The sequence below is a fragment of the Aquimarina sp. AU119 genome (assembly GCF_900312735.1).
Lineage (GTDB): Bacteria > Bacteroidota > Bacteroidia > Flavobacteriales > Flavobacteriaceae > Aquimarina > Aquimarina algiphila.
The window spans coordinates 38,079-52,005 of sequence record NZ_OMPF01000007.1 but is presented as its reverse complement, the minus strand read 5'-3'; the positions used below and the strand labels follow the sequence as shown (position 1 = coordinate 52,005).

Annotated in this window: 13 protein-coding genes; 9 read left to right on the top strand and 4 right to left on the bottom strand. The window is 32.0% G+C overall.

The genetic code is table 11. The features are described 5' to 3' along the window. The first annotated feature begins 2 nt into the window (after positions 1-2). The 5 genes from DK442_RS06895 to DK442_RS06875 all read left to right on the top strand — a co-directional run bounded on the left by DK442_RS06895 (position 3) and on the right by DK442_RS06875 (position 4,563). On the top strand, positions 3-1,076 hold the full coding sequence (locus tag DK442_RS06895; protein WP_109435132.1) for an ABC transporter permease: 1,074 nt from the start codon (positions 3-5) through the stop codon (positions 1,074-1,076). A gap of 60 nt (positions 1,077-1,136) precedes the next feature. After that, complete coding sequence (gene tpiA, locus DK442_RS06890; RefSeq protein WP_109435131.1) at positions 1,137-1,889, top strand: triose-phosphate isomerase; 753 nt, start codon at positions 1,137-1,139, stop codon at positions 1,887-1,889. 102 nt (positions 1,890-1,991) lie between these two features. Beyond that, positions 1,992-2,831, top strand: coding sequence for a 50S ribosomal protein L11 methyltransferase (gene prmA, locus DK442_RS06885; RefSeq protein ID WP_109435130.1), 840 nt, complete (start codon positions 1,992-1,994; stop codon positions 2,829-2,831). Positions 2,832-2,893: 62 nt separating this feature from the next. After that, positions 2,894-3,169 (top strand): ATP-dependent Clp protease adaptor ClpS, encoded by a 276-nt coding sequence (locus tag DK442_RS06880; protein WP_109435129.1) that lies wholly within the window; start codon positions 2,894-2,896, stop codon positions 3,167-3,169. 539 nt (positions 3,170-3,708) lie between these two features. Then, complete coding sequence (locus DK442_RS06875) at positions 3,709-4,563, top strand: M57 family metalloprotease (protein WP_109435128.1); 855 nt, start codon at positions 3,709-3,711, stop codon at positions 4,561-4,563. An 83-nt stretch (positions 4,564-4,646) separates the two neighbouring features. On the opposite strand, the gene DK442_RS06870 is transcribed toward DK442_RS06875, so the two are convergent. Continuing rightward, a complete protein-coding gene (locus DK442_RS06870; protein ID WP_109435127.1) occupies positions 4,647-5,012 on the bottom strand; it encodes a hypothetical protein in 366 nt (121 codons plus the stop codon). Between the two features lie 167 nt (positions 5,013-5,179). On the opposite strand from DK442_RS06870, the gene DK442_RS06865 reads away from it, so the two are divergent. The 4 genes from DK442_RS06865 to DK442_RS06850 are packed head-to-tail and all read left to right on the top strand — an operon-like array spanning position 5,180 to position 10,292. After that, positions 5,180-5,854 (top strand): TetR/AcrR family transcriptional regulator, encoded by a 675-nt coding sequence (locus DK442_RS06865; protein ID WP_109435126.1) that lies wholly within the window; start codon positions 5,180-5,182, stop codon positions 5,852-5,854. 3 nt (positions 5,855-5,857) lie between these two features. After that, entirely contained in the window at positions 5,858-7,525 is a 1,668-nt protein-coding gene (locus DK442_RS06860) for a peptidase domain-containing ABC transporter (RefSeq protein ID WP_109435125.1), read from the top strand. A 6-nt stretch (positions 7,526-7,531) separates the two neighbouring features. Continuing rightward, entirely contained in the window at positions 7,532-8,881 is a 1,350-nt protein-coding gene (locus DK442_RS06855) for an HlyD family secretion protein (protein WP_109435124.1), read from the top strand. Position 8,882: 1 nt separating this feature from the next. Further along, positions 8,883-10,292, top strand: coding sequence for a TolC family protein (locus DK442_RS06850; RefSeq protein ID WP_109435123.1), 1,410 nt, complete (start codon positions 8,883-8,885; stop codon positions 10,290-10,292). An 80-nt stretch (positions 10,293-10,372) separates the two neighbouring features. Here the strand turns inward: DK442_RS06850 and corA are convergent, their stop codons facing one another. The 3 genes from corA to DK442_RS06835 all read right to left on the bottom strand — a co-directional run bounded on the left by corA (position 10,373) and on the right by DK442_RS06835 (position 13,914). Next, positions 10,373-11,455, bottom strand: a complete 1,083-nt coding sequence (corA, locus tag DK442_RS06845; protein WP_109435122.1) for a magnesium/cobalt transporter CorA — start codon at positions 11,453-11,455, stop codon at positions 10,373-10,375. A 95-nt stretch (positions 11,456-11,550) separates the two neighbouring features. Next, positions 11,551-12,756 (bottom strand): hypothetical protein, encoded by a 1,206-nt coding sequence (locus tag DK442_RS06840; RefSeq protein ID WP_109435121.1) that lies wholly within the window; start codon positions 12,754-12,756, stop codon positions 11,551-11,553. Positions 12,757-13,140: 384 nt separating this feature from the next. Continuing rightward, a complete protein-coding gene (locus DK442_RS06835; RefSeq protein ID WP_109435120.1) occupies positions 13,141-13,914 on the bottom strand; it encodes an outer membrane lipoprotein-sorting protein in 774 nt (257 codons plus the stop codon). Between the last annotated feature and the right edge of the window lie 13 nt (positions 13,915-13,927).

Sequence of the window (13,927 nt, the reverse complement as noted above, 5' to 3'; positions counted from 1 at the left end):
TAATGATTAATTACCTTATCAGTAAAATAGGATATGCTTTACTTACTTTATTAGGTGTGGTAACGGTAATTTTTTTGCTTTTTACATTACTACCAGGTGACCCGGCACAAATGATGCTTGGACAGAACGAAAGTGAAGAGCAATTAAATAATGTAAGAAAGAAGTATGGTTTTGATCAGCCTATTTCTAAGCAATATTTATACTACTTAAATGACCTTTCACCTATTTCATTTCATAGTTTAAATCCCGATGATTTTTCGCATTTTGAGAGCGAAAAATATTCAGCGATTCAGTTATTTAAAACTGATCAAAGCGTCACAGTACTTAAACTTCCTTATTTAAGAGAATCTTTTCAAAAGAATGGAAAATATGTTAGTGAAGTAATAAGTGAAACATTGCCAAATACAGCGGTTCTCGCAATCTCTGCAATTTGTATTGCGATAATTGTAGGAATCCTAATGGGGATAATAAGCGCGTTGACCAAAGATCAATGGCCGGATAAGGTAATTCAATTGTTAAGTACATTAGGGATGAGTGTTCCTTCTTTTTTTAGCGCAATCATTTTTGCATGGTTATTTGGTTATGTGTTACAGGAGTTTACTAATTTAAACATGACAGGAAGTTTGTATGAAGTAGATGATTTTGGAGAAGGGAGTTATATTCAATGGAAAAATTTGATCCTGCCATCTATAGTACTTGGTATTAGACCACTAGCCGTAGTCACTCAATTAATGCGTAATTCTTTATTAGAAATAATGAGTCAGGACTATATACGTACTGCAAAAGCAAAAGGACTTTCTATGTTTCAAGTGATTAAAAAGCATGCATTAAAAAATGCTCTTAATCCTGTAGTAACGGCTATTTCTGGATGGTTCGCTTCAATGTTGGCAGGAGCAGTATTTGTAGAATATATTTTTGGATGGAACGGATTAGGAAAAGAAATTGTTGATGCACTTAACACCTTAGATCTTCCGGTAATCATGGGAGCTGTTTTGATTATAGCAACTATGTTTATACTAATCAATATATTTGTTGATATTATATATGGATGGCTAGATCCAAGGATAAGAATATAGTCACTCACCACTTTGTAATCGTATAACCACACTTTTAACCAAAACATAAAATTTAAATTAATGAGAAAAAAAATTGTAGCCGGAAACTGGAAAATGAATAAAAATCTGGCAGGAACCAGGACATTACTTTCAGAGTTGAAAACAGAACTTGGACAATCATCGAATGCAGAGATAATTGTAGCACCTACTTTTACTAATCTATACAGTGCTGTAGAAGCTTTAAAATCATCTGATGTTACTGTTGCTGCGCAGAATATGCATCAAGCAACAAATGGTGCTTATACAGGAGAGATTTCTGCTGATATGCTTAAAGATATTGGAGTGGAAACTGTGATTTTGGGACATAGTGAACGAAGAGCGTATTTTGGAGAAACAGATGCTTTACTTGTAGAAAAAGTAAATACAGCGCTAGAAAATAATATGACTATTATTTTTTGTTTCGGAGAAGAATTAGAAGATCGTAAGAGTGATCATCACTTTTCTGTAGTAGAAAACCAATTAAAGAACGGTATTTTTCATATTGCAGAGACTAACTGGAAAAATGTAGTTCTTGCATACGAGCCTGTTTGGGCTATTGGTACAGGAGAGACGGCATCTCCAGAACAAGCTCAGGAAATGCATGCTTTTATCCGTAGTGAAATTGCAAAGGCCTATAATCAAGATATAGCCGATGCAGTTTCTATTCTATATGGAGGAAGTGTCAAGCCAGCTAACGCCGAAGAAATTTTTGCAAAACCAGATGTAGATGGTGGATTGATCGGAGGAGCATCATTAGATGCAAAAAGTTTTGCAGCAATTGCAAACGCAATCTAGAAGTATCATAAAATTAAATACATTTAAAAGCATCCTCTTTATTATGAGGGTGCTTTTTTATTAAGCTAAAAGAGTATCTTTGCAAAAGCATAAAAAATCAACATGTCGAATACAAAATATATAGGATATTATTTTAAAGTTTCACCCCAAAAACCTGCAATTGAGATCTTAATTGCAGAATTAGGTTATGCAGGATTCGAAAGCTTCGTAGAAACTGAGGAAGGAGTTAATGCATTTATTCAAAAAGGAGAATGGAATAAAGAAATCCTAGAAGGGATTTATGTGTTGAATTCGGGAGAATTTGAAATACACTATACTATAGAAGAAATAGAGCAAATCAATTGGAATAAAGAATGGGAAAAGAATTTTAGCCCTATTATTGTCGATGATATTTGTAGTGTAAGAGCTCCATTTCATGAAAAACCAAATACTACATACGATATTGTTATAGAACCCAAGATGTCTTTTGGTACTGGCCATCATGAAACTACTCATATGATGATTCAGCATATTTTAAAAAATGATATGAAAGGTAAAAAGGTATTGGATATGGGTTGTGGTACTGGAGTTTTAGCAATTTTAGCCGAAATGAGAGGAGCTGAGCCAATAGATGCAATAGATATAGATAATTGGTGTTATTTAAATACTGTAGAAAATATAGAACGTAATAATTGCGAGAGTATAACTGCTTATGAAGGAGATGTTTTACTTCTTTCAGAAAAGAAATACGATGTTATTATAGCTAATATTAACAGAAATATATTGTTGCAAGATATTAAGCATTATGTGGCATCCCTAAACCCTAAAGGGAAATTGTTTTTAAGTGGGTTTTATAAAGAAGATTTAGAAATGATTACTAGAGAGTGTAAGAGCAATACTTTGAATTATATTGATCATATCAGTAGAAATAATTGGATAGCAGCATCTTATGATTTAAAATAACATATTGATTGATTGTTATATGTTATAAGTTATTATATTTGTATAAAATAATTTACCTCCCTATGAGTACTCAAGAAAAGGTTTTAGAAGAGGTTCTAGAGAAAACCGTTGATCAAAGTAATAATGAGATCGTGTTGTATAATGACGACGTAAATACATTTGATCATGTAATAGAAACATTAATATATACTTGCGAGCATACTCCTGTACAAGCAGAACAATGTGCTTTATTGGTGCATTACAAAGGAAAATGCACGGTAAAAACTGGAGTGTATGAAGAATTAGTGCCTCGTTGTTCTAAGCTGTTAGATGCAGGCTTAAGTGCAGAGATTGTATAAAAGAATCAAATAATTATATCATTTTTAAGCCCATATATTGGGCTTTTTTTTATGTTTTTTTTCTTCCATTGGGATGAATAGTGTATTTACATCATGTTATTTTTAAGTACAATTTTTCTTGATTTGTTATATATATAATTTTTTTAGTTTTTTTTAACATTTGTATTGTAAACTTTATAATTTGTAAGAAAAAACTCTCTTGTCTGTTTTTCCTGGGGTAGTTTAAGTTTTATTTAACATCCTTATTTTTCTTTTGTTTTAACAGTTTTTTCACATATTTGTACAATTCATACTTTGTGTATTTGATCGATTTTCTATTAATTACACTTTAAGTTTTCCTCGTTTTCTTTAGAAGAATCTTACGGTTTTACCGTATTTACAGAGAATTCTTTAAAATATTAACTGATATTTAAAAAAAAATATCATATCTTCAGCTCGCAAAAATTTAAAAAGTTCAAAGTTTTTTACATAATTGCATTTAGGATAGGATGTAAAAATTCTATTTTAGTTTAATAACTACACAAACTCAACTTATTAAAATGAAAAAAATCAAAGTACTAGCGCTTTGCGCTATCGTTGCTGGTTTTTCAACATCTTGTGAAAAAAGTGATGTTGCCAGCGAAGCTCAACCAGAAGCAGTTACAGAAACAGTATCTAAAAAGCATTTAGATGGATTAGCCGAAGCTGGTGTGAATCCTGCAGGGGCTTTTTATGAAAGTATTCAGCATCCAGGACAAGAGCCAGTTGACTATTTAACATCTGGTGATATTTCCATTGCTCTAGAAAACATTGCTGCACAAGCTTTGGCTCAGGATGCTGAGAATAATGCTAAGCAGTATAGAACGAATAATCTTGTAAGTAGAAACCGTACGATTAACGTTATAGGATATACAGGAGGAAGATTCGCGCTTACTAGTAGAATGAGAACTGGTTTGCAGTGGGCTGTTAATAATTATAACGCACTTAATAATTTTTCTTTAAATTTTAACCTTACGTTTGCAACTAGTACTAATGGTGATATGGTTGTCTATAATGCTGGTGGAACTGGTCAAGGAGGACAAGCAGAATTTCCAAATGGAGGTAATCCTGGTAAATTTATCCAGATTCTAGGAGGTATGGCTAATGCAAGTAATAATGTGAATGAGCATGTTATTGGTCACGAAATGGGTCATGCATTAGGTTTTAGACATACTGATTATGCACAAAGAAGATGCGGTGGAGCTAATGAAGGACAAGCTGGAGTAGGAGCAATAAATATCCCTGGTACACCAACAGCTAACAGATGGGGGCAGAATGGTTTAGATTCTGACTCTATAATGATTTCATGTTTTGATGGAACTGAAGATGGAGAATTCAGTAACTTCGACATAGTTGCTTTACAATTCTTATATTAAGTAAGAACAAAAAATATAAAAGCTTTGAACTTTTGCATAAAAACCATCCCGTTTACTAGGGATGGTTTTTTATTTTCTGATCATCATCTAACGAGGGCAACTTCTTTGTTCTCCAGCGCTTTTTCTAGGTTTATTTTAACTCGAGATATACTATTGAAGAATTTACGTCCATCTTCCCTTTTCAAAGTAATCTTGCGATTTCCTTCTTTATCTTGAGCTACTTCGGTAACGATTACGCGTTCTCCAATCAACGATTTGTAATTAGGGATACCTCCTTTTTTTATAATGAAATTTGTCTTAGGAAAGTGTATGTGCTGATATTGTTGGGCAGAAGGCTTTCCGATAACCAAAATATCTCCAACTTCAATTGGATCCTGTGCATTAGACGTGTTTCCTTGTCCTTTTGTTATAAAAAATGATAATAATGCAAAAATTAGAATTTTTTTCATGACTATTCTTATTTATGGTTACTAAATGGCTTGTCTAATTATAAAATTATTAATTATTAAGGACTTGTAAATATATCATTGGTTAAATAAAAGTTAATCTATTAGTAATTGATAGTATTACTTTTAAATTTGCACTAAATGTTTTTAAAATTAATCAAGATAAACAAATGAAATATTTACTTCAGGATTTGAAAGTTAGGATTAATGAGAAGATTTATATCAAAGATCCAGAATCTTCTGCATTAGGCAAAAGAATCATAGAGCATAGTATTCTTATGATTCAAGAAGTTGGTTTTGAAAGTTTCACATTTAAGAAACTTGGTGAGAAAATTGGTTCTAATGAAAGTTCTATTTATCGATATTTTGAAAACAAGCATAAGCTATTGTTGTATTTAACATCTTGGTATTGGGGATGGCTAGAATATCAATTGGTGTTTTCGACCAATAGTATTGCTAATCCGGAAGAAAAATTAAAAAAAGCAATAGAAATCATTACCAGGTCAGTAAAAGAGGATTCTTCTTTTTCTCATATTAATGAAGTGCTTTTAAACAAAATTGTAATTAACGAATATTCTAAATCATATTTAACCAAAGAAGTAGATGAAGAAAATAAAGAAGGTTATTTCTCTATATATAAACGTTTGGTAATGCGACTTAGTGATATGATTAAAGAATTTGATTCTCAATATCAATATAGCTCTAGTTTATCGAGTACAATTATTGAAGGAGCGCTACATCAACATTTTTTAAGAGAGCATTTTCCTTCATTAACTGATTGTAATAAAAATGTGACTCCCACAACCTATTTTATGAACCTTGTTTTTAATTCGATAAAGAAATAATTTATGGCAAAAAACGTTTTGACGGCTTGGCAAAGGCTAATAGGGCTTTTGAAGCTTGACAAAAAGGATATTTTGCAGACATTTTATTATGCGATATTTGCAGGATTAGTTAATCTTTCACTTCCTCTAGGTATTCAGGCAATTATCAATCTGGTACAAGGTGCTCAAATTAGCACTTCCTGGATTATTTTAGTAATTCTGGTAACCGCAGGTGTTTTGTTTGTTGGATTATTACAACTTATGCAAATTCGGATAATAGAGAATGTTCAACAAAAAATCTTTACAAGAGCCTCTTTTGAATTTTCATATCGTTTCCCGAAAATCAAAATGAGTGAATTACGTAATTATTATCCGCCAGAGTTGGCCAATCGTTTTTTTGATACGTTAACAACTCAAAAAGGATTAGCTAAGATATTAGTTGATTTTCCGGCTGCTCTTTTACAGATAATTTTTGGATTGACTCTACTTTCATTTTATCATCCATTTTTTATAATTTATGGATTATTATTATTACTTCTGGTGTATATAGTCTTTAAATATACTGCTAAACGTGGTTTAGAAACAAGTCTAAAAGAATCCAAAAGTAAATACAAAGTTGCGCATTGGATTCAAGAAATAGCGAGATCTATAGTAAGTTTTAAGCTTTCTGGAAAAACAAATCTCGCATTACAAAAAAATGATGCATTAGTATCAGAATATCTTTCGGCAAGAGAAAGTCATTTTAAAGTGCTAGTGATTCAATTCATTCAAATGATTGGTTTTAAAGTTTTGGTAACTGCTGGACTTTTGCTCATAGGAGGTATTCTTGTCCTTAATCAAGAAATGAATATAGGACAATTTGTTGCTGCAGAAATTATTATAGTATTAGTTATTGGTTCTGTAGAAAAATTAATAACTGGCTTAGAATCTTTCTATGATGTTCTAACTTCTCTCGAAAAATTAGGACAGGTTGTGGATAAAGATTTAGAACCGCAAGAAGGTGAAAAACCTTTTAAAACAAATGAAGGATTCACAGTAGAACTAGATCACGTTTCTTATGCTACTCCTGAAGGTAAAAGAAAAATATTGGATGATGTCTCACTCAAAATAACAGAAAGCTGCACTATTCTGGTGCAGGGGTCTAATGGATCTGGTAAATCAACGTTATTACGATTAATAGCTGGGCTTATCGAACCTAATAGAGGGAGTATTTATATAAATGATGTAGAACTTAGAGGAATTAATCTTAATTACTACAGAGCTCATTTGGGACAGTCTCTAACAGAGGAATCCCCTTTTGAAGGTACAATACTGGAAAACATAACTTTTGGGGATACCGATATCCCTTTTGAAGATGTGTATTGGGCTCTTGAAAAAGTTGGACTTACTCAATTTGTAAAGGAACAACCCAAAGGTCTAAAAACGATACTGTATCCAGAAGGAAAACAAATGTCTTATACTATAGCTAAAAAGATAGTTTTGGCTAGAAGTATTGTTAGAAAACCTAAACTTTTAATTTTAAAAGATCCATTAGATCAGTTTGATGATCAGGAAGTAAATAGAATTATGGATTTTCTTACAGACTCTTCCAACCCTTGGGCTCTAGTTGTAGTGAGTCAAAATAACAAATGGATAAAACGATGCGGTAGAGTTATCAATATCGAAAATGGTAAAATTATAAGTGATAAATAAAGAACTATGTTGAATATCTCACATAATACATTAAATAAGAAGGTTGACCTTTCTGATTATAATGCGATTCAAAAGGTCTTTCACAAAAGGCATCATAAATATTTTAATCGTTTTTTGAAAATATTTGCCGTATCTGTATTTATTATACTCTTTCTTCCTTGGACTCAAAATATTTCTGGAGATGGTTATTTAACCACTTTAAAACCAGATCAACGTCCGCAAACCATTCAATCACCGATACCTGGTAGAATAGAAAAATGGTATGTTCAAGAAGGAGATTTTGTAAAGAAAGGAGATACTATTTTATTTATTTCTGAAGTGAAAAACGAATATTTTGATCCTAATCTGGTAGCTCGTACTGGTCAACAAATTAAGGCAAAATCAATGGCAGTGAATTCCTATCAGGAAAAGGTTAAGGCTTTAGAAAATCAAGCAAGTGCTTTGGTTAATGAGCGAAGTCTAAAACTACAACAAGCCAAAAATAAACTGTTACAATCAAAACTAAAGGTACAAAGTGACAGTATAGATTTAGAAGCTGCAAAAACCAATGTTACAATAGCAGAACGTCAATATAATCGTACTGAGCAATTACAGAATGAAGGATTAAAAGCAGTTACAGATGTAGAGGAAAAAAGATTGAAATTGCAGGAAACACAGGCAAAATTGATTTCGCAAGAAAATAAATTGTTAGCTAGCAAAAATGAAGTGATTAATGCACAAGTAGAAATTAATCGCGTTCAAGCAGAGTACACAGATAAAATATCAAAATCGCAGAGTGATAGATTTACGGCGCAATCTAGCCAGTTTGATGCAGAAGCTCAGGTGACCAAACTAGAAAATCAATATACGAATTATGAAATGCGTAATGATATGCATTACATTAAAGCCCCCCAAAGTGGTTTTATTAATAAAACATTACGATCAGGAGTAGGGGAAACGTTCAAAGAAGGAGATCAGTTGGTGAATATAATGCCTTCTGAATATGATTTGGCAGTAGAAACCTATGTAAAACCTATAGATCTTCCTTTAATTCACTTAGGTGAAAAGATACGTATACAATTCGATGGTTGGCCTGCAATTATTTTTAGCGGATGGCCTAATATTTCATATGGTACTTATGGAGGAAAGATTGTTGCTATCGAAACTTTTATCAGTAAAAATGGAAAATACAGAATTCTAATTGCTCCTGATCAAGATGATCATGAGTGGCCAAAAATACAAGTTGGATCCGGAGCCAGAACACTTGCATTATTAGAAGATGTACCTATATGGTTTGAATTATGGCGTAAACTCAACGGTTTCCCACCAAATTATTATCAACCTAATGGAGAAAAAGTAATATCTGAAAAAAAATAAAATGAGGAACTATTTATTGTATTCCCTACTTTTTTTGGTCTCTTCACTCTTTTCTCAAGAAATAGAAACCGATACTATTGTTCTTAATTTTAAAGAATACCTGGGGTATGTAAAAAAATATCATCCGATAACTAAGCAAGCTGAGTTAAATATAGATATCGGACAAGCAAATCTTATGAAAGCTCGTGGAGGGTTTGATCCTAAAATGGAAGTAGATTATGATAGAAAGAAATTTAAAGGAACAGAGTATTATGATCTGTTAAATGCTACATTTAAGATTCCAACCTGGTATGGTATAGAGTTTAAAGGAGGTTTTGAACAAAATGATGGTGATTTTCTAAATCCCCAAAATTCTGTTCCTGATGATGGTCTTTTTAGTGCAGGAGTCTCTATCCCTATTGCACGAGGTTTATTGATTAATGATAGAATGGCAACCTTGCGTAAAGCTAAATTTTTTAGAGAACAAACTAAAGCAAATAGAGATCTATTGGTAAATCAAATTTTATATGATGCTTCTTTAGCTTATTTTGATTGGTTAAGAGCTTATGCTGAAAAAGAGATTTATAATGACTTTGTACAAAATGCTAAAATTCGCTTTGAAGGTGTAAAGAGGAGTGCTTTGGCTGGTGATAAAGCAGCTATTGATACAACAGAGGCTAAAATTGCTTTTCAGAATAGAACCTTGAGCCTTGAGCAGGCAAAAGTAAAACTCATGAAGTCGTCCTTAGCATTATCTAATTTCTTATGGTTAGAAGGTAATGTGCCAATAGAATTGCAATCTAATGTGATACCAGATCAGAAAGTTGAAGAAGTTATTGATAGTACATTAGAAATAGAAGGTAGTCCGTTAAGTAGTTTTACATTAGAAAACCACCCTAAACTTAAATCTTTAGCATATAAAATTGAAGGTTTGGAAGTCGATAGAAAGTTAAAAGCTAATAAGCTATTACCAAAGATTGATCTAGAATATAATTTTTTAACAGAAACACCAGAAACAGCACGATCTTTTAACACTGCAGAATATAAGGGTGGTGTTAGTTTTAGTTTCCCTCTTTTTTTAAGGAAAGAACGAGGAGCTTTAAAATTGGCAAAGTATAAAGTTCAAGATGCTAGATTCGAACTTGAAACTACACAGTTACAAATTAAAAATAAAGTGACAGCTATATTTGCAGAATTAGAATCCTTTATTAACCAAAATGAGTTAATAGAAAATATAGTCAGAGATTATAATACTTTGCTTGCCGCAGAAGAACGTAAATTTAGTTTTGGAGAGAGTTCATTATTTCTCATCAATTCAAGAGAAAAAAGCCTTATTGATGCAAAACTTAAGGAAATAGAAGTACAGAACAAGTTTTTCACAACAAAAGCTAAGTTGTTTAATAGTTTGGCTGTAAATCCTCTAAGCCTTTAAGTGTCTCCTTGGATCTAAATGTTAACCGTGATTTAACTGTTTTTGTTTATTTGGAAATTCGTGGTGATATTATGAATAGTTTAAAGCCATTTCTTCTTCCTGAAGAATATTAATAATGCCAAAAATAAGAGGAACATAATGCCCCAAAGGACATAATAGCTGTATTTCCACTTTAATTCGGGAATGTATTCAAAGTTCATTCCATAAACCCCTACAATAAAAGTCAGGGGAATGAAAATAGTTGAAATGATGGTTAGGACCTTCATTATTCCATTCATTTTATTACTTATGGTCGTCATATACATGTCCATTAGCCCCCAAATCATTTCACGATATACATCAATATTTTCATGAACATGAATAATGTGGTCATATAAGTCTCTAAAATAATCCTTATTTTTCTCTTGAATAAGATCGGTTTCAGATTTTATTATTCTGCCAATAACTTCTCTTAATGGTAGAACACTTCTTCGTATTCTAAGGATTTCACGTTTTAGGGATTGAATATCTTGCGTGATATTACTATTAGTTTTTTCGTTAAATAGTTCATCTTCCAAAAGTTCAACTTTATCTCCTAAATGCTCAATTACTACAAAGTAATTATCAAAGACTGCATCCAACAGTGAATACCCAAGATAATCGGAAGAAGAATTACGAATTCTACTTTTTGAATTAGATATTCTTGATCTCAGGGGGTCAAAAATATCTTCTTCTGACTCTTGAAAAGTAATTACATAGCCCTTGCCAAGCACAATTGATATATGTTCTACTGTAAATTCTTGTTTTTTATTAAAATACATCATTTTTAAAACCAAAAAAATATGAGTCTCATACTCTTCTATTTTGGCACGTTGATTTGTATTTACAATATCTTCAAGCAACAAAGGATGTAATCCATAAAATTCTCCAATTCGTGTAATCTCTTTTGTGTGACTTAATCCGTTTATGTTAATCCAGGAAGTATGATCATTTCCTTTAAATACAAAAGCATCTTCAATATTATCAGTTTCGGTTATATTATAAGAGTCTTTAGTGTAATCATGAATTTCTATTTTTGTTGAAAGATGCTCTTTTTCACCTATATATACTACAGTTCCCGGAGCTTTTCCAAAGCTCTTAGCTAACTTTGTTTTTTTGATTTTTACAGGTTGTTTTCTCTTCATGTGATATCACTTGTTTAGTAAAAATACTAAAAGATATCTTGCTGTATGAAGAGTAAAAAACTTTCTTTCTATGAAAAGGATTTAGAAATTAATACTTAAAAATATTTAGAAATTGAAATTCTGAAAAAACTATCTTCTCTAAAATTAGATAAGATTAATTCATTTTGATCGATGTTATTAAATATTCGAGCTTCTACTTCTGCAGTCCAGCTACTACCAAAACGTCGAGAAGCTTCTAGACTGAATATGGTACTATCAGACTCTAGATCTGTAATACCTCCAATTAAGATTGAAGTATCTTGAGTGTCATTAAAAGCTATTCTGCTTCCAAAAAACAGATCATTTTGCAATGCATTTAAAGCAAGTTCATCGCGTTCATCATACAAATACTCTCCTAATAATCCTATATCCAGGCCATTTCCATCAATATTAGAAAACGTATATTCCAGACCAGCAACCAAAGCAAAGAAATCCTGAGCATCTGCATTACGATAAATAGATTCTAGTTTCCAGAGAAAAGCATCATGAGTAATCTGTAATTCTAAACCAGTTTGGTTAATTACAGGATAAAAGGCATTAATATTTCCTGTAGCATCAAAATCAAAAAGAGGTTCTCGACCTGTACCGTAAAAGTGTGATACTCCAATATCCACAATATCAAAATAATGCTTCCATCTAAATGCAATATCCTGACGCCATTCTTCTGCACTGCTTTCATATTGCAAATCCTCTTTGTCAATAACTACAGGAAAACGTAATCTTCCTTTTTCACCGGCAAAAGTACGTTTACGGTGATAGGGGAGATAAAAGAAATCAAAAGTTCCTAAATTTTGAGTAATCCAGGTAAATTGTGCCATAGGCTGTCCGAGTTTTTCTTCACCATCAAAAGTTTCAACTGCATCGGTTTGGTTAATAATATCTACCAGATGGTTACTTTCGGTTACACCCCAGTATACCTTTTTGAGTCCAAGACTGAATTCCCAATTATTTTTGGCTTTTTGATAATATAATTCTCGTATATCCCAATGAGTACGCTCATCATCAACATCAAGTCTGAAAAAACCTTTAAAATTGATACTTTCATAACCTTTGTTCCAATCAATAGCGTATTCTGGACGTATAGCAAAAGAAGGGAAATGATCTTTCTGATCTTCAAAAAGAGCATCGTCATAAAAATATCGGTATTCACTTTCTAATTCTAGCTCAAAATCATGATTGACTTTTTTTACATCTTCGTTTTGAGCATATGTAGTAAATACTCCTGATAACAGAAGTAGGTAATAAATATATTTAATTTTCATGTACTATTTTTTTATTTCCTGGTCTTTGACAAGGCCAAGCACTGTAATCAATACTCCGATAAGAATCATAAAAAGCAGAGTAACGAAAAAAGAATTGTGATATACGAAGTATAGTCCTAAGGAACATAAACTAAAAAAGATACGAATCAAGATCGTCCATTTATAAATCTTTTCTATTTTATACTTAAATATTAGAGTTATAAAAGACCCTATGATTAAGAATAGTACTCCCAATAAGTTAGCCAATTCTAGCGGATATGTTGTGCTACTATTTAAAAAGGAGAACACAAGGCTTGGTTTAACTAATAATAACAATCCACTAATCCAAAGAACTGCTATAGAGTATAGTAAACTTAACCTTGTGTGTTCCATTATGATATGTATTTACTGTCCGGCACGCTGAAGCGCCACCTGGGTGAAATCCTCCTCTGCAAGTTTTGCTTCAAAATTATATTCACCAAATTTTAAAACAGTCTCTTTATTACTTTGATGATTTACCATATGCAAAGTGAGTGCTCTCCAAAATTTGCCTTTGTACAATTTATAATCACTATAATTGAGCGTTTTTAATAATGAATTTTTTCGATCGTAAAATTCCACTTTTTCAAGACGATATCCTTTTTCTTTATTATAGGTTACCAGACGTCTGGTATAACCGGATTTTGGGTCAACGGGGTCTTGTTCTACAATCAGAAGATTTCCTTTTTCCTCTAAGAATGTATAGGTGTATTTTTCAACTTCTTGAGAAGAAAGGTCTTCATACGCAAATTCACTTCCAACAAAAGGACCTGATTTGTTATTAGAAGAGATTCTTTTTACTCTTTTAATAGAAGGTAAGAACAACCATTGATCATCTGATCCGACTTTATGAGTGAAGGTAAGTGTGGAAGTACCTTTTACATCTTTTGGACTATTAAAAACGATTAAAGATTTATCCCCATCTTCTGTTTGCTCTAAAGTTCTTGTTATTAATAATCGTTCACTGGTTTGCCCATTCTTATTTTTAAGGGTCATTTTTAGGTTTACAATAGAGCTATTGAAACCTTGATCGGCTTTATCAGCTGCTTTAGCAACTTGTAAACCTCGTTCTGCAGCATTTTGAGCGTTTAAATTGGTTATTGCTACTAATGCTATTACTGTAAAAATTAGCTTTTTCATTGTTTTAATTTTT

Excerpts from the sequence above, each read along its gene's own strand:
- DK442_RS06895 (WP_109435132.1), top strand. The coding sequence starts at position 3 with ATGATTAATTACCTTATCAGTAAAATAGGATATGCTTTACTTACTTTA.
- tpiA (WP_109435131.1), top strand. The coding sequence starts at position 1,137 with ATGAGAAAAAAAATTGTAGCCGGAAACTGGAAAATGAATAAAAATCTG.
- prmA (WP_109435130.1), top strand. The coding sequence starts at position 1,992 with ATGTCGAATACAAAATATATAGGATATTATTTTAAAGTTTCACCCCAA.
- DK442_RS06880 (WP_109435129.1), top strand. The coding sequence starts at position 2,894 with ATGAGTACTCAAGAAAAGGTTTTAGAAGAGGTTCTAGAGAAAACCGTT.
- DK442_RS06875 (WP_109435128.1), top strand. The coding sequence starts at position 3,709 with ATGAAAAAAATCAAAGTACTAGCGCTTTGCGCTATCGTTGCTGGTTTT.
- DK442_RS06870 (WP_109435127.1), bottom strand. The coding sequence starts at position 5,012 with ATGAAAAAAATTCTAATTTTTGCATTATTATCATTTTTTATAACAAAA.
- DK442_RS06865 (WP_109435126.1), top strand. The coding sequence starts at position 5,180 with ATGAAATATTTACTTCAGGATTTGAAAGTTAGGATTAATGAGAAGATT.
- DK442_RS06860 (WP_109435125.1), top strand. The coding sequence starts at position 5,858 with ATGGCAAAAAACGTTTTGACGGCTTGGCAAAGGCTAATAGGGCTTTTG.
- DK442_RS06855 (WP_109435124.1), top strand. The coding sequence starts at position 7,532 with ATGTTGAATATCTCACATAATACATTAAATAAGAAGGTTGACCTTTCT.
- DK442_RS06850 (WP_109435123.1), top strand. The coding sequence starts at position 8,883 with ATGAGGAACTATTTATTGTATTCCCTACTTTTTTTGGTCTCTTCACTC.
- corA (WP_109435122.1), bottom strand. The coding sequence starts at position 11,455 with ATGAAGAGAAAACAACCTGTAAAAATCAAAAAAACAAAGTTAGCTAAG.
- DK442_RS06840 (WP_109435121.1), bottom strand. The coding sequence starts at position 12,756 with ATGAAAATTAAATATATTTATTACCTACTTCTGTTATCAGGAGTATTT.
- DK442_RS06835 (WP_109435120.1), bottom strand. The coding sequence starts at position 13,914 with ATGAAAAAGCTAATTTTTACAGTAATAGCATTAGTAGCAATAACCAAT.